Genomic DNA, 18,744 nt, shown 5'->3' on the forward strand with positions numbered 1-18,744 from the left:
CCGCGTTCGGGGCGGAGCCAACCATGCGATGGGATGAAAATCACGAGAGTCCTGATGTCATCGATCGGCGGGGCGAAGGTGGCGGCGGCGGCCCTGCGCTCGGGGGCATGTTCGCGTTCCTCCCCCTCCTGATGCGCTCCAGGTTCGGCTGGGTGGGGCTGCTCGTGATCATCGCCGTCGCCATGTTCGGCGGCCTCCGCGGCCTGTTCGGCGGCGGAGAGCAGCGCGTGCACGGTGAGACCCGCGGCGTGGCCGGAGCCCAGGGCGACGAGAAGATGGTGCACTTCGTCTCCTTCGTGCTGGACGACGCCCAGACCACCTGGAGAGAGCTCTTCTCGGAGCGCGGCCGCTCCTACCGCAACGCCAAGATGGTGCTGTTCACCGGCGCCACCCAGACCGCCTGCGGGCGTGGCCGCGCCGCCACTGGACCCTTCTACTGCCCGCCCGATGAGCGGGTCTACATCGACCTCAGCTTCTACCAGGAGCTGTCGAACCGCCTGGGCGCCCGCGGCGACTTCGCCCAGGCCTACGTCATCGCCCACGAGATCGGCCACCACGTCCAGCACCAGCTCGGCACCGACAAGCGCGTCCAGAGCGCCTCGCGCGCCGAGCAGGAAGGGGCAGGGGGCGCCTCGGTCCGCCTGGAGCTGCAGGCAGATTGCTACGCCGGCGTCTGGGCCCACGCCACCAAGCGCCGCGACCTCCTGGAGGCCGGTGACCTCGACGAGGCGCTCAACGCTGCTGCCGCCATCGGCGACGATCGCCTGCAGCGCGACAGCGGCGGCGCCGTCCAGCCCGAGACCTGGACCCACGGCTCGTCTGCCCAGCGCTCCCGCTGGTTCAAGCGCGGCTACGAGTCCGGCGACCCCTCGTCCTGCGACACCTTCGCCGAAGGTACGCTTTGAGTCTCCACGAGGGGACGCGCGCCGACCGCCACGTAGCGCCCCTTGGCGCGACGTCCCGCCGTGTGTGTCCTCTGCGTCACCTACCTGGAGCGCTCCGGTCCTCGCGGAGGAGCTGCTTCACGTAGCCGGGCAGTGCGAACGCCGCCGCGTGCACCTCCTCGGTGTAGTAGCGGAGCCCCTGCGCCTCGGTGAAGCGCCGCGCCTGCTCCCGATCCAGATCCCTCACCGGCCCCCGATCCCCCAGCGCGCAGTAGGCGAGGCTCCAGGTCCCGGAGGGATAGGTCGGCACGCTGATCAGGTACGGGTGCACGCCCGCCGCGCCGAACAGCCCGCGCAGGCAGGCGTGGATCTCCTGGAACACCGGCACCTCGAACCGCGGCGACGCGCTCTGGGTCACCAGCACCCCGCCCGGGCGCAGGATGCGCGCCGCGTTCCGGTAGAAGTCGGCGTCGAAGGGCCCCCGCCGCGGCCCCAGCGGATCCATGACGTCGATGCAGATCACGTCGAACGTCGCCGCCGCGCACTCCCGCACGTACGCGATGCCGTCGCCCACCTGGAGCGCGAGCCGCGGGTGACCGAGCGCGCTCGCGGCATCGCCGAGGTAGCGGCGGCTGGCGTCGAGGACCGCGGCGTCGATCTCCACGAGGTCCACCCGGTCGAGCGCCTCGTGCCGCAGCAGCTCGCGCGCCACCCCCCCGTCACCCCCGCCCAGGATCAGCGCCCGCCGCGCCTCCGCGTGGCTGAGCAGCGGCACGTGCGCCATCATCTCGTTGAACACGTACTCGTCGCCCTCGGTGGTCATCACCCTGCCGTCGAGCGCCAGCATCCGGCCGTAGGCGTGCGTGTCGTAGACCTCGATCTTCTGGTACGCGGAGCGCGCCCGGTGCACCACATCGCCCGAGTGCCGCAGGGAGAGCGCGATCTCCGGGTCCCGCTCCGTGAACCACACGTTGCGCACCGGCAGCCGGGGCCTCGGGGGCGGCCCATGGCGCGCGCCTTCTGGCCACGCCGCGCCCTCCGGCCACGCCGCGGCCTCCGAGACCCCGGCCTCCGGCGCACCGGGTGACGACGCTGGCGGCGGCGCGAGCAGGCTCCGCAGCCCGCGCCCCTGCTCGATGGCCGACCCGTGCCTGGCCTGGAGCGACGCGTGCAGGTGCTTGTAGCAGACCCACGGGTCCACCTCCTGCCCGCAGGTGAACACGTCGACCGCCGCGTAGCCGTACTCCGGCCAGGTGTGGATCGCGAGGTGGCTCTCCTGGATCACCACCACCCCGGACACCCCGAAGGGCGAGAAGTGGTGGAAGGTCGACCCGATCACGGTCGCGTTGGCGGCTTCCGCCGCCTCCAGCATCCGCGCCTCGATCAGGCTCACGTCGTTGAGCAGCTCCGCGGGACAGCCGAAAAGCTCGGCGACGATGTTGCGACCGAGGACGTCCAAAGCTCGCCTCCGGGGGGCGCGTACGTTTCCGCGTGCGCGTCAGATACCCGCCCACGCGCGTGCGCGCCACATCACTCCTCGGCGGCCTTGTAGCCCACGCCGTGCACGGTGGCGATCGGATCGATGCCCGCCTCTCGGAACTTGGCCCGGATGCGGCGCACGTGGGTGTCGATGGTCCGCTCGGTGATGAGGTTGTCGTAGCGGTAGGCCCGCTGCATGAGCTGCGCCCGGCTCAGCACCACCCCGGGCCGTTCGAGGAGCGCGCTGAGCACCCCGAGTTCTGTAGGCGTCAGCGGCACCACCTGCCCTGCGCACCGCACCTCGTGCCGCTCCGGGGTGATCTCGATGCCCCGGAAACGCAGCACCGCCGCCCGCTCCACCGGCTCCCGCTCCGGGTCGTCGACGCGCCGGAAGATGGCCCGCGCCCGCGCCACCAGCTCCCGCGGCGAGAAGGGCTTGGTCAGGTAGTCGTCGCCGCCCAGCTCCAGCCCGAGCACCCGATCGATCTCCTCGCTCCGCGCCGACAGGAACAGGATCGGCACCCGCGACTTCGCCCGGATGCGCCGGCACACCTCCAGCCCATCGATCTCGGGGAGCATCACGTCGAGCACCACCAGGTCGACGCCCCTCTTGTCGAGCTTGTCGAGGATCTCCAGCGCTGCGCGCCCGTCGCCGGCTGCGGTGACCCGGTAGCCTTCCTTCTGGAGGGCGTAGCTCACCACGTCGCGGATGCGCGCCTCGTCGTCGACGATCAGGACATGCTTGCTCACGGCCGGGAGCTCCTCGGGAGGGAGCGCTGGGCAGCGCTCTCCCGGGAGCCTAGCCGGGCTCGCGCCAGGCTGCGCGGAACTCTCGACACGGAGGCCACCCGCGCCCGTCTCGGGGCCGGTCGGCAGGTCAGCGGGTGCAGGCGCGGCAGCGGATCGGGGGGGGAACATGGATGCCTCGGGAGCCCTGCTCAGGGTGAGGGCGCCCCGACCGGCGTGCACTGCGCAGCATCCGGCGTGTCGCACTGGGTGAGCGCCGCGTTCCAGTGGAGCCCCGCGGGGCACCCCCGCAGGTCGGCCGTGCCGCCGGCGCAGGTGTAGAAGGTCGCGCAGTCGGCGGGGTTCGCGTACACACCGTTCTGCTCCGGGCAGGAGAACGCCCCGCCCGCGTCGCCCGGCAGATCCACCGGAGGCTCTTCCCCGGGGGGCTCCTCGCCCGGGGGCTCTTCGCCCGGGGGCTCTTCGCCCGGGGGCTCCTCGCCCGGCGGCATGCACATCGTCCCGTCATCCTGCACGCAGAGGTGCCCAGGGCCGTCGAATGCCATTCCCTCGGGGCACTCCAGCGGTACTGCGTTGCCCATCATGCAGAAGTAGAACGAGGTGCAGCTCTCCGGGTGGGCAAAGAAGCCGAAATTCTCGGGGCACGTGAATTCGTCGGCCCTGGCTTCCCGGGTCACGCTGAGCATCCCGAAGAGCATTGCACCGAAAGTGGCAACTGAAAGCAACGAGTGACGGTTGGTGTACATGACGGTCCCCCCTGTTCGAGCGTGGTGATGTCCAGGGCTCCTGCCTCGCAGTACCCTCGTTCGAATGGAGACTGTAATGCCCACTGCCCGGTGCTGCAAGGCGTGCAGCCCCGGCTTCGGCAGAGAACCGCGCCCGCCCGGGGTTTTCCGCGGTGTCCTTCGCTGCGTTCTTTGCCCGGACGCATCCCTCCCTGCGTCGCGCCCAAACGCATAGATCGGTGTAGTCATTGGTATCGCCTCGCTGAGAATGGATCGCACATCAACGTGGCAATGGACGCGCACCATGATCCGCAATGGGCGGGCGCCTCCCGCCCCACCTACCCGAAGGGCGCCGCCGCCGTATCGGCCCCGTCCTCGGGCGACATCACGGCGCCCAGCCCTTCCACCCGCGCCCACACCTCCGCCACGATCCCGCTCGTCCCCGCCAGCGACTCGCCCCCTGGTGACCCTTCCCGGGCGCTCAGGCCGCCGCCGGCATACCGCGCCACGTGGAGCTGTGCCCGGAGCGCCTGCACCAGATCGGACAGCTCTTCCAGTGCCGCCGCGTCCCTGTCGCGCAGGCTCACCAGGCGCCGGACGTTCTCCAGGTGGAGTTTCGCCGTGGTCACCACCCGCGGCGCCGCCCCGGCGCGCTCCAGCGAGGCGAGGCGCTCTTCCGCGCCCGCGATGTCGAACCCCTCGCGGCGGATCAGCGCCGAGAGCTCCGCGTGCCGCCGCGCCGCCCGTCCGACCTCGCCGCCGATCCGCGCCGCCGCGCTGGGCGGGAGCAGCGCTTCCAGCGGCGTGCCGGCAGAGGCGCTCACGCACTCGGCGAGGGCGTCCTCGATCCGCGCCGCCGTGGCCGCTGCGGGCGAGGAGAACCCCGACCCTGCCGCCCCCGAGTCCCGGGAGGCCCCTTGATCCCCCGCCTCCCTGGGCACGCCTCCTGCGGCGTGTGCCGGAGAGGTGGGGGCCTGTCGACCGAGAGCGACAGGCGCCCAGAGCGGCCACAGAGGGATGGCCAGCGCCGCCGTCCCGAGCGCCCCGAGCCGCTTTCCCCCGCCTGCACCGCCGACGGCGCCCCTCTCCGAGGCCTCCGCCGCGCGCTCGGCCCGGTAGATGGCCACCGCGCAAGCCACGCCCACCAGCACGTAGAGCGCGGCGATATCGAGGAGGCTCACAGCCCACCCTCCTGCCGCTCGGGCGCCGCGGGCACTGCGCGCACTGCGGGTGCTGCGGGTGCTGCGGGTGCTGCGGGCACTGCGCCCTCTGCGCCCTCTGCGCCCTCTGCGGGCACTGCGGCCTCGGGAACTGCGCGCACCGCCGGCCACGTGCGCGGCTCCGGAGACCGCGGCGCTGCCGGCGCGTGCTCGTAGGAATCCTCCTCCCAGCTATGCTCGTGCGTCGTGAGATCCTCGTCGAAGATCCCCATCGACGAGCGCCCGCTCTTCAGCACAGCATCGCCGAACCCTCCCTCCCTCGCGCGCAGGAAGGGCGGGCTCTCCGTGCGCGGCCGGACCAGGTAAGGCCGCAGGATCCACGAGGTCTGCCCTGCCACGGCGAAGAACAGCGCCACGAACCCGAGGGCCGTCAGCACCCGCCCCTTGCCGGCCCCGAGCCCGCGCAGGAGCACCCCGAGCGCCGCGAGCCCGGCGAGCCCGTAGGCGAAGGCCGCCGCCAGCGCCGCCTGGTGGTAATCGAGCCCGAGATCGAACATCAGCCACAGCACCGGCGCGCTCGCCAGCAGCACCAGGGCCGCCCGCGCCGCCGCCGCCAGCGACAGCGACACCACCGATCGCAGCGGGAACGCGCGCCCCAGCGTCGCCGAGAACGCATGGAACCCCGGGGTGCACAGCGCCAGCGTCGCCAGCAGCGCCAGCGGGATCTTGATCGCCGCGTAGCCGATCTGCACCCCGCCCCTGAAGCTGCCGATCACCCCCCCGAACACCGCCGCGCCGAGGGTGATGGCCACGAGCGCCGTGGCCGTGATCTGCCCGAGGTTGTCCTCCTCGCGGCACCGTTGCGCGACGCCTGCCGGATCGCGCAGGAGCCTGGAGAGCACGTCGAGCGAGGGCGCCGTCGCGGCGCGTGCGGCGTGGACCTGCGCGCTCATGACACACCTCCGAAGATCGGCAGGGTTGCCCACCAGACCCGCGCCGCCAGCGCCGTGGCGAACAGCGCGAACCCCGCGAACACCACCCCTGTCGCCAGACGCCGGACCTCGCTCTGCCCCGCGAGCCCGGCCCCCAGCTCCCGGAGGAGCCGGCTCACCCCGGCGACCCCGCCGAGCACGAGCCCCAGCCCCCCCGCGACGATGGCCGCGCCTTCCCCGTTGCTGGACACCACGTAGAGCGCCGCCGCGGGCGCCACGCCTGCCAGGATCAGCCCCGCGCTGGCTGCCGCCCGCGCCGAGGCGGCGACGACCCGCGGCGGATCGAGCGGCGCATCGAACAGCGCGAGCGCAATGAACAGCGCCGGCACCGCCAGCCCCGCCACCGCGACCAGCGCCGCCGGCACCCCGACCGCGTGCCGCAGCAGCGACACCCCACCCTCCCGGGTCCCGAGCGCGAGCCCGTAGAGCGCCGCGAGCCCGGCCCCCGTGCAGAACCTGGCAGCTTCCGCCCGCAGATCGACGGGCGCGGCAGGATCCGGCGTGAGGAACGCCGCCGTCCACCCGGCGCGCACCGCGCTTCCTGCCACCGCCTCCCCGGGAGCCTCTCCCCCCCGAGGAGCGCCCGCGTTCGACGCTGTCACCGGCCACGCTGTCGCCGCCGCCCTCCCGGCCCTTTCCGAGGACGTGGTCTCGCGCGTGTGCGGCGCGTGCGGCGCGTGCGGCGTGGGCGGCGTGGGTGCCTGGGCAACGCGCGTGCTGGCGGCAGGGCCTGGAGCCGTGGCGGGCTCCGGGGACGGGGGTACGGCTGGGAAAAGGGCTGGGTCCAGCGAAGCCTGGGCGTGCATGATTCCTCCGAGCAATGGCGGCGCCGTGGAGGCGACGCAGGTCATGAAGTACCCCCCCGGAAAGGCAGGGCAGGGGACAGGTCTCGGAGGAAGCGCGGAGAAGTTGTGACGGAAGTGTGGCAGCGGTCCCAGGCCACGCTGGAGGGCCCAGCGCCTCGCGCGCCGCGGGCCCGCCGCGGGCCAGCAAACCGCGCTCCCCGGGCCACGCTCCCCGCGGACTCCGGGCCCCTGGACCCCTTGAAAACACGCGTCCTGCGCGGTGTATGCGTGCAGCCGCGTCCGCCCCCTTGACGGAGGCTGGCGAATCCAGGATGCAGCGCGAATGACATTCCGAACGGCTTTCTCGCCCCCGTCGCTCGTCGCCGGGTTCCTCCTCCTCGCGCTCTCGGCCTGCGGCAAATCGGGCACCGAGACCTCCTCGGCCACGGCGCCCTCCGGCACGTCCGCCGCCAGCGCCTCCGGGACCACCTGTGATCTCGCGTCCTTCGAGAAGGCGCAGAGCGACGAGGGGCCCAACGCCACCCTGCATTCGGAGCGGAAGTTCACCGGCTGCAAGTTCGATAGCTGGACCAAGGGCACCAAGACCGCCACGTTCGTCGGCGGCGACAAGAAGGTCTACTGCACGAACATGGCCGACCCGGGCCTCCAGCCCGGCGATACCGTCGACATCGCGGGCAAGGCCGACGGCGGCGGCTACATGCGCCTCTACGGCTGTACCGCCACGAAGAAGTAATCACCCGCCATGAGGTACGCCTTCCTGCTCATCCTCCTCCAGGCGTGCGCAGCAGGCGTACCTTCCCCCGCCACGCCGAACACCGACCTCTTCCCCCCCGGGGCGCGCCTCGTCGCGCGCCGTCCTCCACCCCCGCAGCTCGGCGAAGCGCGCCACCTCGGCGACTTCTGGGTAGGCACCCTGGTGCGCGACGACGGACGCTTCGACGCGATCGCCGTCCTCGACGCCGAGCGCCACACCCCCCGGTGGCGCCACACCCTGGAAGGCCCCGCGACGAGCCTCACCTGGGCCGTCGCCTCCCGGGACGTGCTGGTGGTGCAGATCCGGACCGCCGCCGCGTCGTACCTGCTCGGACTCGACGCCCGATCCGGAGCCGTGCGCTGGCGCGAGGACGACGACACCTCCGCGGCGCTGATGGTGGAGGGCATCCTCGTCACCGACGGCAATGGCAAGCTCCTCGGCCGCCGCGCCACCGACGGCGCCGTGATGTGGATGCAGGAGACCTTCGTCACCACCATGGCCGCAGGCGGCCCCTGGCTGGTCACGGGCCACGACGAGGACATCGCGGTGATCGACCCCCGCCGTGGCGAGACGCGCCACCGTCTCCCGATCGCCGCGCCCAACCACCAGGCCCAGCTCGCCATCGAGGACAGCACCCTCTACGTCTCCCTCTGGGGAGAGGGCATCCGCATGGTCGCCGCCTCTCTCTCCACCGGCGCCATCCTGTGGCAATCGCCGGTGCTCGACACCCCCCTCTACGTCGGCGAGCCCGCGCCCGGCCACCGCCACGTCTTCGCGTGCACCCTGTCGAACGTGATCCTCGGCTGGGACAAGCGCACCGGCGCCCGCACGTACACCCGCGGCGTGCCGAGCTGCAACGACCTCGCCGCCCACCCGGGCCCCCCCGAGGAACTCTCCATGAGCGCCCCCTCCGACACGCAACGCCTGCACTTCCCCGTGGCTCTGGGCGCCTCGGGCGCCTCGGGCGCCTCGCGCGTCTCGGTGACGAGGCCCGTGCTCATCGAGGGCACCGTGACCAACACCCGCGGTCAGCGCGTGGCCGACGTCGACGTGGCCATCGGCATCTCCACCGTGCGCAGCGACGCCCGCGGCCACTACCGCGCCACCCTCGACTTCCCGGGCACCGTGTGCGCCCAGGCGCAATCGAGCAAGGCGTACTCGCGCCTGACCTGCATCGAGCCCACCCCGGAGCGCCCCAGCACCCTGGACCTGCTCCTCGAACGCCCACCCCCCAGCATCGACCCCGAGTGACCGCGCGCTTCGGTCGGGGACGCCGGTGTCCGACCAGGCCCCCTCCGAGACGCCGGTGTCCGACCAGGCCCCCTCGGAGACGCCGGTGTCCAACCAGGCCCCCTGGCACGCTCTCGACGCCACTCCTGGAAAGCAAAGGGGCACCCCCCGTGAGGTGCCCCTTTCATCTTCAGACGCGAGACTCAGCAGACGCGAGGCTCAGCGCGGGGGGTCACCCCCCCGGCCGCGCGAGCCTCCCCATCAAGCCGCGGGAGGCGTGGCTTGCGTGTTGTTCTTGTCCTCCTCCTCGGCGGCCGCGGCCTCCTCCGCGTTCCGTCGGCGCGTGCGGACCCCCTTCTGCGCGGCCTGGCTCGGGTACCGGAGCGTCCGCTCGAAGGGCAGGAGCAGCGCCGGCTCCTTCCGGCGTTGCGCCCGCGACTGGAGGGCATCGACGATCAGGCTGATGTCGTTGTTGCGCGCATCCACATAGAACGCCCGGCTCTCCTCCAGGACCTCCACCAGCTTCCTGGCGACCCCGAGCTGCTGATCGATCATGTCGATCGTCTCGTTGCACATCACGAAATGGTCGTGCACATCGTCCGGCACCCCGACCGCAGCGCCCGAGACGGGCAGCGCATGCTCCAGCTCCACCCGCACCTCGGTGATTCCCTCCTGGTCTGGCCGGAGGCCACGACAGTCATCCATATCGACCAGCCTGCCCTGAAGAGGGGCGAGGAGGAGAGAATGGGGACCATCGTAGGTTCGGTATTTGTTCGACATGACAATCAAGCTCCTATCCTGGGGTAACCCTCCGACGCAGGACACGCACCATCGCGTGACGTTCTGCGCAGAAGCACGGCTGAAGATAGGAGCGCATTCGAATGGCGCAAGGCCATTTGGAAAATAATTTTGCGACCCGGGCCGGTGACGTGATGGACCATTCACGTGAACGCGAATGAGATTCACGTGAACGCGAATGAGATTCACGTGAACGCGAAAGGGATTCACGTGACGTCGAACGAGGTTCGCGTGAACGTGAAGGGGGCATCACGTGGACGCGAAGATCGTTCACGTGAACGGGTACTGGGCTAACTAGCCCAACCAGGGTCTGAAACGGACCCATCGATGAGGGGGGCTCGTAATTACGAGCAACCCGCCTCGCTCCTCTCCCGTTCTCACTCCCGCCCTCATCCTTACACCGCTCCGGCGACCAACCAGTCTAGGTCCATCGTCCTGGGGGTGGTCAGAGGTCGGACAGCGCTTCGAGCCTCCCAAACCGTCTCACTACGAAAGTCACACGGAGGCCACTCCCCGGCCCTCCTCCTCAACAGACCCGCTGCCGCCTCAGCGAACCTCAACGCGCGCGCAAAACCCTTTGATCGTAGCCTTCCGCGCGCTTGGAGGTAGGACATTGCCTAGCACGTCCGCTCGCTTTGATCGCGACTGGGTCTTGCTGTCGGGCTACTGTTGGGGTGACAAAAGCAAACCGCCCCGCTTGCAGTTGGTAGCTGCAAGCGGGGCGACCACACCAACACAGGGCTAGCCCGGTCAGCGTCTTGGCAGATCGATCGTGGCTTGCCCTCCTATGGAAGGCAAGGACGCTGTGGCGAACGTGTTGCCGCTGGCCAGACGTGTCGATGTGATCGCACATCTGGTCGAAGGAGCTGGAGTCCGCACGACGACGCGACTGACCGGAGTCCACAAGGGAACGATCCTCCGATTGCTCCTTAATGTGGGTAACGGATGCATGCGACTCCATGACCGTCTCGTCCGTGATGTGGATGTTCGAGAGATCGAATCGGACGAGATCTGGTCCTATATCCACAAGAAGCAGGCGCGAGTTAAGGAAGGGGATCCGAGTGAGTGGGGGAATGCGTTCACCTACGTCGCGATGGCACGCACCTCGAAGCTTGTGATCGCGTTCCGGACCGGGAAGCGTAACGATGAAACCACCGAAGAGTTCATCGCTGACATGAGATCAAGGCTCGTCACGGTGCCGCTGCTTGCGACGGATGGCTACCCCGCGTACCCGGCAGCCATCGCGGAGCATTTCGGTGGCTCAGTCGACTATGGGATCGTTCAGAAGAATTACAGTCGGAAGCGGCAATATGACGGGCCGCCGACTGATCATAGATACGCGACACGTCGCGTTAAATTCGTGACGAAGAAGATCAAGTTTGGTGCACCAGACATGGCGAAGATCTCGACGTCGCACATCGAGAGGCAGAACCTGACGATGCGGATGCAGATCCGTAGGCTTACTCGTCTGTGCAATGGGTTCTCGAAGAAGCTGGAGAACCATCGGGCCGCGATTGCGCTGCACTTCGCGTACTACAACTTCTGCCGGGTTCACGAGACGCTCAAGGTGACGCCTGCGATGGAGGCGGGGGTTGCGGATCACGTGTGGAGCTTGGAGGAACTGATCCTCATGGCGTTGGAGGAGCCTGAGGGGAAGAGGCCGGAGCCGAAGAGGCTGAAGCTGCCCACGCAGGGAGAGGGGAAAGAGGCTGTTGGTTCTGCCGCGAGGGAGTTGCCGAATGGGCGGGGGTGGCTCCGGCTCGTTTAATAAGTGTAGGCGTACCCTCGAAGAGGCCGCTGCGGGAGGTCGACGCGGCGGCTCCAAAGAGGGGCGGGAAGCCCAAGGCCACGTAGGAGCCCCCCCCCTCCCGCTCGCGTTGTCGTCTCGAACGTCGTGCGAGTAGGCTTGCTGCGCCCTCAAGTAGCAGAATGTCACGATGGCCGAGACAAGGTGAATACGACTCCCCTACGCTTTTGAGCAGCGCTCGCTCACAATGGCGACCACCGTGTGCTTACCCTGAGCTAGCGTACCAATCCTCAAGTTCCCCTACTTGAACACCGAGGAGAACTGCTGCCTCATGAGTCGCGAGCATGCCAGCATTGTTCCAATCACGAACAAGATACGCAAAGTGTCCACGACGCACCCGCGATGTACCTGTCGGACCGACATTATCGGCGTCGAAATCGTCATCTTGCGAAAATTCCTCCACCGGATTTTGAGAGGCGGCTTTGCGGAGTTCACTCCTAAGCTGGGGTGATGTCTTTTCCCTGCCAGTGTGCCCAGCACCTTCTTCCTGAAAACAATTGATGAGATGCTCAGCAGCGGTAATCGCCGTAAGGCCAAAGTGGGCGCGAACTTTCAAGACTGCGCTAATAAATTCCGGACTCGCCAACTGGGGCAGATCTGGCACCAACTTTCGCACGCTCTCGCGTGGTGCTAGGAAATATGCAGCGAAAGCATTCGCGCGACTCTCCATTTCATACATTAGAGTGCGATCTGTGTCGACGAAATCTGTACGACAGATCCATGAATCACTATGGCGGTGACGCCGGTCCATGAGTAGATGACATATCTCGTGCGCGATCGAAAATCTGCTGAGCATACGTTTGGGCCCGCTTTTTCGATCGTTCAAGAATACGCAAGGAGCAACATTGCGCGTGCATATGGCAGCGGCGTCAATGGCGTCGGCTGCGAGCGAAGCGACGCCAACAAACATGCCATTTTTTTGTGCAAAAGAGCGCATTGACTGAATCGGGTCGCCATTCAGTGAGAGTTGTCTGCGAACTTCGATTGCGGCTAGCTCCCCTTGGCGCCATGGCCTCGATTCTCGCCATTGATGAACGCCTTGCAACTCATGGATGAACCAGCGCCAAGAATCAAGTCTTCGCGCATTTCCTTCGAGCTGCTCAAGTCGTTGTAGAGTCCGCGCAAAACGAGTGAGGTCAGAGATCTTTGAGTGCGCAATCGCAATATTCACATCCCTGTCTGGCAAATCTATAGCTGTCACCTTGCCGTGCGGCATGCTATCAGCGACTTTCTTGAAGAGTTCGTTCCAACGCGCGTTCTGCATAAGCTCGGAACGAGTCGCCCGCACCGCTTCGGGATCTCCCGTGAGCAGTTTGGTGAGCACTGTGTGGGACAGGTTCAGAGGATCACGCACGGACTGTCGACACAATGCGGTGGCAATCGCAGCCGCTTGCTCATCAGTTCCTATGGGTGGCTCAAGTTCCGTGTTAGGGGCAAGAAAATCATCAAGTGAACGCCTTGCACGACGAAACAGAGACTCCTTCAATTCCTCATGAGGGAGATTCTTCCACATGTAGTGATCCCGCAGATTCTCTAGTCGACAACCAACTTCTGTCGCTTTATTGAGGTCATCGATACACTCCCTGTGCCAAGAGGGTTCTTGTTTTCGGTACGTCGCCGCGACTCCTGCTCGCAACAATGCAGGGACTTGTTCATAGATGTCTACGAGAATAGCACCGTCAAATGCCTCTTGAATTTTCTCAAATTCGGAGCCGTCCGCAAACGCCTGAAGCGCAGTACGAAGTCGCCTGTCGACCTCCTCGTTGCGCGAACGGATGATGCTCTCTTTTGAGACCATCAGGTAGTCGCCATCGAACGAGCGAACTAGTTCTTCTTTCGCAGCGGCTGAAAATGGCGCATTAAGAGGGATGGCTTTCCCCTCGCTGATGGCTGACTCAAGGCTTGATTTGGGATCTTCGTAGCCAATGACAATTTCGCCATGTACGCCTATTGGCCAGATCACGGTGTCATCACGATCTATTCTTGAGAACACGCACGTCAATGGTCGCCAGGGTGCGCAGGGCGGGTCAGTGTCCCACACGGCCACGACGCGCAAGTCGACTAGCAAATAGCGATTCATTCGTGTCCCCTGGAACGCAGAAAGTCTCTTACATAACTAGCGGCGGCCATGTAGCCCTTCTCGCCTTTTTTGCACTTCACCCATTCCACCTCAGATTCGGCGAAGCTACGCTTTAGCCTACCTAGCAGCCTGACTCTTTCCCCGTCCGCAAACCACGTCGAATCTTCCACAATGGCAACAAGTTGGCACGCAATGTCTACCGGACCACTTCGCCTGACCTCAAACGTTTGCGAAGGAAGGTCAGCCTCACGAATAGGTGCTGTGGTCCGTCCTGGGTACCATCTAGGAGGTTTCCCGCCATGATCTATGTAGTCTGTAGGCGACTCGAAGCACGATTCGAGTACCATGGAAAGATAGGTGCGGTACTCGCTTATCGGGATTGAGTACTTGTTAATTGTACTAATAGCTTCGTCGAGATCCACGTTGCGCCCCACAGTCCCCTTTGTCATCATTCCGGCCGTATCCCAAGGGGCACCATAGCCATTGGGCGGGACACGCTCAGCTTCGGGGGCCCAAATGAGTATCAAAGGAGCAGGATCGTACGCGCAGCGGCCTGTCCAAAAAAACGTATTGCCGTCTCCAACGCCGAGGGCCGTACGACTTGCAGCTCCTGAGTTGGCAATCAACAGCTTACTATCTTCAAGCCGTGCCGGAGAGTTGCAGCGATGCAACAGTGGCAAGTCGAACGCAAGCCGATCAAACTTCCCCGTTGGTTGAATATTGGTCATGTAGAGGAGTTCGAGACGTAGGTTCTCTATCGAACAGCATTCGTCATTAACGCCATTCGGCATGTTCTTTCTCCTTATCCTTACACCTCGATATGCAGCGCTTAACTACGGCGGAGCGGGCATGAGACTAGCCGAAAAAGGGGTGACTCGCTTCAAGCGGAAGGGGTGGCATCTGCTCTCACTTCTGCACCAGGCGTCCTGCGTCCTGTCTGTAAAGTTTTAAGTTAAATGCTCAAGGACTAGAATTTCAAGTGCTTAGGAAGCTTGAAGACGGGGTTGTTGTGTTGGGCTAGAGGCCCGCCATCTCAGCGCTCTCACGAGGTTGAGTGGTCGGGTGAGGAGTCAGGATCGGAGCCCGCACCACTGCTGCGCAGCAGTAGTGAAGCGTCGCACCCCGTACCTGATCCGGGCGCTCACGGTGCTGACGGGGATGTCTACGACCGGACGCGCTGCCAGTTCTCCGCCGCCGCGATGAAGCGCAGCCGCGCGGCGCGGAGGCGGGCGCGGGCGGTCTCGTACTTCACGTCGAGCGCCTCGGCGATCTCGGTGACGTCGAGGCGCTCCCCGTAGCGCATGAGCAGGATCTCCGCCTGGGCCTCGGTGATCAGGTCCAGCGCGCGGAGGATGTCCCGGGCCTCGACGATGCCCGCGGTGGCGGGCAGGTGGGGGAGCCAGTCATCCGCGCCGCGCACGCCCCAGGGCGCAGCGTCAGGCACCTCACGCCGCCGATGCGCCTTCTCGCGGTAGTGCGAGACCTGCCGCCACGTAATGCCCGCCAGCCAGAGCTTGAGGGCGTCGCCCAGCGGCTGCCCGGGCAAGGGCCTAAAACGGCCCTGGGTCATTGCCAACCACGCCCCAGCCGTGACTTCTTGGACGAGATCTTCCCAGTCTTGCGGAGGCACATTCATGGCGCGCAGGAGCGCGCGCACGAAGGGCGCCATCCGGACGATGGGCATCTCGTCGATGTAGAAGCTGGCAGGAGCGTGGGCGGCGCTATCATCGCGCCGCCCGCGGGTCACGCCTTCGCCTCCGGCGGAGCGTCGGGCGAGGGCGTAGTGAAGGGATCGGGCCGCGGGCGCTTGCAGTGGACGCAGCGCCCATTACGGTTGCCGATCAGCACGTCATCGAGCGTGAGGTTCGTGCACTTGGAGATGCGGTAGGCGATCTCCGCGGTGGCATCGTAGGTGCCATTCCAGATCTTCTCCGCGTCTCCTTTGCCGAGCACGAGGAGCGTGTCGACGGCGCTCCAGGAGCCGCCGCACAGGCCCTTGATGGTGACGAGGACTTCGCGCAGGCTCTCGGTCTCCTGGTCGTTGAGCGCGACTTCCATGTGCGATTGGTCGAGGGGACCTTTGGCTGTCATGATGACCGCACCTCGCCTGGGATGGCCGCTCCACAGTGCGGGCAGGAAGCAGCGACCCTCAGAATCACCAAGGATCGCCTCCACAGTAGTGCCGGCAGCCTTGGCGGCTCGAACAGCCATGCCGGGCGACGTGGGACGTCCACTGACGATGCTGGCGATGCTGTTGGGATGAACTCCCATCACCTCAGCGAGCGCTCCGTAACTCCCGTAGAGGGCTCGGAGATTCCGGAGGGCGGCTCGGAGCCGCATCTGTTCGGTGTCGGTGAGAGTTACAGATGATCTTCGGGGACCGGGCAGACCAGTCCCTTTGCCCTCTCGGGGGCGTAGGGGTACTACTGACATCGTCGGACCTCGTTAGCGCGGGGTTCGGCCACGCAGCCCGGATGGTTAGCGCCATCGCGGGCTGCACTTCGTTCGGCGAACCTACGCCCCCAGATCTCCGCCCGCCACGCTCATCCTCCAAAAGGACCCACTGGAGGGCAAAACAGCCCAGTGCCCGTGAACGTGAAGGGAGCATCGCGTGAACGTGAACTACAGTTCACGAAGGTGTAGTCGATGGTTCACGCGACGCTCCCTCGGGCGTTCTGGACACCTGCTCCCCCGGTTGAACCAGGCCGATATGTGAGATTGGACACGTGGTGCTCAGGGTCGATCGACCCTGTCCGATGGATCGAAGGACCCCGTGCGATGGATCGATCGACCCTGCCCGATGGGTCGATCGATCCTGCCCGATGGATCGGAGGACCTCGTGCGATAGGTCGACCGACCCTGCCCGATAGGTCGGAGGACCCCGCGCGATAGGTCGATCGATCCTGCCCGATAGGTCGGAGGACCCCGCGCGATGGGTCGAGCGACCCCGCCCGATTGGTCAGAGGACCCTGTGTGATGGGTCGAGCGACCCCGCCCGATAGGTCAGAGGACTCTATGCGATGGGTCGAGCGACCCCGCCCGATAGGTCAGAGGACCCTGTATGATGGGTCGAGCGATCCTGAATGCCAGGTCGGAGGATGCCGTGCGATGAGGTGAGCCCGCGTGACGGGTTAGACGGAACCTGTCGGAGGGCTGGAAGCGCCACCGCCGGGGTGGCTCAGGGGATCCTGTTCGTCGGGTGACTGCAGCCTCTAGGTGCCGCCCTTCGGGCGACGCGACGTTCGAAGACGGATGCTCGGGTCGCGCCTTACTCGGTTGATCTTGCGCTTTACCCAGAGCGCGCCGAGCGGTAGCTCGATGGCATCGAAGGGAGGGATACGCACGGCGATGTCTCCACGATGTACCTCGATCATCGTGTAGCGACCATCGGGCCCGAGGCGATGCACTTCAAGCGCGAACTCGCGCGGGTCCACGAGCCACACGTCCTTCACGCCCTCTCGAGCATAGACGGGCAGCTTGTCATATCGGTCGTTCGGACCCGTACGTGGTGACAAGACCTCGCAAACCCAGTCCGGCGCGAGGGGGAAGTACGCGGTTTCCGGGAGCTCGGGGAGGCGCTCGATGCGCCATGCCGCCACGTCTGGCACCAAGGCTTCGCTCTCCAGATGGAGTTCCGGTTCGTCGATGACGCGCCAACCACCCGGCCCACCCTGGGCGAGTTGGAATGGCAGCACGAGCAGCGCGCCGAGGATCGATGACGCGTGTGCATGCTTCGGAGCAGGTCGAGGGGACACGTAGAGCCTGCCCCCGATGATCTCAGCGACCATGTGCTCCGGTACAGCCTCAAGATCGGCATACGTCGCGGGGCGCTGCTGTTTCTCGGCCGGCTGTCCCATTCTTGATACGCAGCGTAGCGCGAGCGTGGATTGGCCGCGACGGGGCTTCTTTGCTCCAATATTTTGCGATCGAGGTGAGAAATCTGATCAGACTCCTGCAAAATGTGCCGACAGATACATTCTGGCGTCATCCCCGAAGAAGTGGGACTGTCGCATACCTGTTCGTCTGGGCAGACGAATCTGACGGACTCCGGAGTGGACACGGAACCGGGGCGCTGGTTCATCGTATCACGTACGATACGTGAGACGGCTTACTTGAGCTGAGACATCGAGGGAGGAGCCGCCTCGTCGCCGACGACTCTCCCTCCGCGTCACCGTGACCGGAACTTGGCGTCGGCGGCACCTCACGACGGACCGCCAGGTATCGTGAGGCTTGGGCGGCAGTTCCTCAGCCTCCAGCTTGCGTGAGAACAGCGTGCATACGTCGCCAGGATGCTGAGCGCAGCGACCATGGGCCATGCAACTGCTGCGTTGAAGCACATCATGACGACAGCAACAGCTACGACGCACACGGCGCGCTGCGCTGATTCTCGCGCTTGGTCATCTCCTCGGCAGGCACCCCGTTCATCAACCGTGCGATCTCGCTGGCGGCTTTGGCCAGGGGGAAATCCTGCGAGTGGCTGTGTTTCTCGTCTGTCGACTCTGATGGTTGGGCGACACGAACCACCGAAGGCTTACGGCTCCTACCCCGCAACCGCAAGGAGGCGGCGCTGCGGGTGCTGCACGCGGGGGTGGGGGGGCGGCAACGCATGGGGTGCGGGGTGTTCCGGCCGCTGCGGGCGAGGGGGCGTTGACGCACCTGCTCGCGAAGTCGACGCCGGATCCGGAGAAGCCGGGGCGCCAGACGACGCTGCCCAGCCACACGGCGCTGGTGGTGCTCGCGGCCGAGACGATGCTCGACAGGGCGGCGGCGAAGACGCTGGCGCGGGCCGGGCTCCAGGGGGAGGGGCACCTGCAGGGGTTCCGGACGCTGGCGCGTTTCGGCGCGCTCCTGCACGACTGGGGCAAGGTCAGCGGGCACTTCCAGGCCATGGTGCGCCGAGGTCCGCGGGAGCAGCTCGTGCGGCACGAGGCGCTGAGCGCGCTGCTGGCCTGGAGGCACCCGGCCTTGCGGCGCTGGCTGGAGGGCGCGGCGGTGTTTCAGGGGGCGGGGGATGGGTGGCTGCTGCTCGGGGCGGTGCTGGCGGGCGCGGGGCACCACCTCAAGTTCGAGGGCGCGCGTGGTCCAGGGAGGCGGGGCCAGTACGGCTCGAAGGGGCAGGGGACCGGGGCGCCCTGCTCCTCGGGCACGCGGACTTCAAGCGCACCCTCGCGGTGGGGAAGAAGCTCGGTCTGGGCGAGCCGCCGGCGCTCAAGGATGTGGTGTGGCGCAGCGATGACCCGGACGACGACCCACGCAGGCGCCCGGCTGGCCCTCGCCATGCT

The 18,744-nt window shown here is 66.6% G+C and carries 15 protein-coding genes and 1 pseudogene; 5 read left to right on the plus strand and 11 right to left on the minus strand.

What is annotated here, in order from left to right; genetic code table 11:
• The first annotated feature begins 23 nt into the window (after positions 1 to 23).
• Complete coding sequence (gene ypfJ, locus CAP_RS07570) at positions 24 to 905, plus strand: KPN_02809 family neutral zinc metallopeptidase (RefSeq protein WP_044237805.1); 882 nt, start codon at positions 24 to 26, stop codon at positions 903 to 905.
• A 76-nt stretch (positions 906 to 981) separates the two neighbouring features.
• Here the strand turns inward: ypfJ and speE are convergent, their stop codons facing one another.
• The 6 genes from speE to CAP_RS07600 all read right to left on the minus strand — a co-directional run bounded on the left by speE (position 982) and on the right by CAP_RS07600 (position 6,535).
• The gene (gene speE, locus CAP_RS07575) at positions 982 to 2,343 is read right to left on the minus strand and encodes a polyamine aminopropyltransferase (protein ID WP_044237807.1); all 1,362 of its coding nucleotides are present in this window, start codon (positions 2,341 to 2,343) and stop codon (positions 982 to 984) included.
• A 71-nt stretch (positions 2,344 to 2,414) separates the two neighbouring features.
• Complete coding sequence (locus CAP_RS07580) at positions 2,415 to 3,113, minus strand: response regulator transcription factor (RefSeq protein WP_044237809.1); 699 nt, start codon at positions 3,111 to 3,113, stop codon at positions 2,415 to 2,417.
• 188 nt (positions 3,114 to 3,301) lie between these two features.
• Entirely contained in the window at positions 3,302 to 3,796 is a 495-nt protein-coding gene (locus CAP_RS52045; RefSeq protein WP_197041057.1) for a chitin-binding domain-containing protein, read from the minus strand.
• A gap of 377 nt (positions 3,797 to 4,173) precedes the next feature.
• Positions 4,174 to 5,016, minus strand: a complete 843-nt coding sequence (locus CAP_RS07590; protein WP_044237813.1) for a hypothetical protein — start codon at positions 5,014 to 5,016, stop codon at positions 4,174 to 4,176.
• Complete coding sequence (locus CAP_RS07595) at positions 5,013 to 5,948, minus strand: hypothetical protein (RefSeq protein WP_052374439.1); 936 nt, start codon at positions 5,946 to 5,948, stop codon at positions 5,013 to 5,015. Before CAP_RS07595 ends, CAP_RS07590 begins: the two co-directional genes overlap by 4 nt.
• The gene (locus tag CAP_RS07600; RefSeq protein ID WP_044237816.1) at positions 5,945 to 6,535 is read right to left on the minus strand and encodes a hypothetical protein; all 591 of its coding nucleotides are present in this window, start codon (positions 6,533 to 6,535) and stop codon (positions 5,945 to 5,947) included. Before CAP_RS07600 ends, CAP_RS07595 begins: the two co-directional genes overlap by 4 nt.
• Before the next feature lie 580 nt (positions 6,536 to 7,115).
• On the opposite strand from CAP_RS07600, the gene CAP_RS07605 reads away from it, so the two are divergent.
• Together CAP_RS07605 and CAP_RS07610 are read left to right on the plus strand one after the other, a co-directional pair.
• Positions 7,116 to 7,526, plus strand: coding sequence for a hypothetical protein (locus CAP_RS07605; protein WP_044237819.1), 411 nt, complete (start codon positions 7,116 to 7,118; stop codon positions 7,524 to 7,526).
• A gap of 9 nt (positions 7,527 to 7,535) precedes the next feature.
• Positions 7,536 to 8,798 (plus strand): outer membrane protein assembly factor BamB family protein, encoded by a 1,263-nt coding sequence (locus CAP_RS07610; protein ID WP_044237820.1) that lies wholly within the window; start codon positions 7,536 to 7,538, stop codon positions 8,796 to 8,798.
• 240 nt (positions 8,799 to 9,038) lie between these two features.
• Here the strand turns inward: CAP_RS07610 and CAP_RS07615 are convergent, their stop codons facing one another.
• Positions 9,039 to 9,482 carry a hypothetical protein gene (locus CAP_RS07615; RefSeq protein ID WP_156040574.1) on the minus strand — a complete coding sequence of 148 codons (444 nt, stop codon included), beginning with the start codon at positions 9,480 to 9,482 and terminating at the stop codon, positions 9,039 to 9,041.
• 880 nt (positions 9,483 to 10,362) lie between these two features.
• Here CAP_RS07615 and CAP_RS07620 point away from each other — a divergent pair.
• Positions 10,363 to 11,343 (plus strand): IS1 family transposase, encoded by a 981-nt coding sequence (locus CAP_RS07620; RefSeq protein WP_044237826.1) that lies wholly within the window; start codon positions 10,363 to 10,365, stop codon positions 11,341 to 11,343.
• A 244-nt stretch (positions 11,344 to 11,587) separates the two neighbouring features.
• Here the strand turns inward: CAP_RS07620 and CAP_RS47715 are convergent, their stop codons facing one another.
• The 4 genes from CAP_RS47715 to CAP_RS07635 all read right to left on the minus strand — a co-directional run bounded on the left by CAP_RS47715 (position 11,588) and on the right by CAP_RS07635 (position 17,319).
• Positions 11,588 to 13,345: an ImmA/IrrE family metallo-endopeptidase gene (locus CAP_RS47715; RefSeq protein ID WP_197041058.1), complete on the minus strand. Its 1,758-nt coding sequence runs from the start codon at positions 13,343 to 13,345 to the stop codon at positions 11,588 to 11,590.
• 1,279 nt (positions 13,346 to 14,624) lie between these two features.
• A complete protein-coding gene (locus tag CAP_RS07625; protein WP_052374443.1) occupies positions 14,625 to 15,209 on the minus strand; it encodes an RNA polymerase sigma factor in 585 nt (194 codons plus the stop codon).
• Positions 15,206 to 15,553, minus strand: a complete 348-nt coding sequence (locus CAP_RS07630) for a hypothetical protein (protein ID WP_044237828.1) — start codon at positions 15,551 to 15,553, stop codon at positions 15,206 to 15,208. Before CAP_RS07630 ends, CAP_RS07625 begins: the two co-directional genes overlap by 4 nt.
• A 1,121-nt stretch (positions 15,554 to 16,674) precedes the next feature.
• On the minus strand, positions 16,675 to 17,319 hold the full coding sequence (locus CAP_RS07635) for a Uma2 family endonuclease (RefSeq protein WP_081864666.1): 645 nt from the start codon (positions 17,317 to 17,319) through the stop codon (positions 16,675 to 16,677).
• A 754-nt stretch (positions 17,320 to 18,073) separates the two neighbouring features.
• On the opposite strand from CAP_RS07635, the pseudogene CAP_RS55655 reads away from it, so the two are divergent.
• Positions 18,074 to 18,511 (plus strand): annotated as a pseudogene (locus CAP_RS55655) (CRISPR-associated endonuclease Cas3''); the annotation flags it as partial.
• Positions 18,512 to 18,744: the final 233 nt, after the last annotated feature.

It is taken from the genome of Chondromyces apiculatus DSM 436, assembly GCF_000601485.1.
GTDB lineage: Bacteria > Myxococcota_A > Polyangia > Polyangiales > Polyangiaceae > Chondromyces > Chondromyces apiculatus.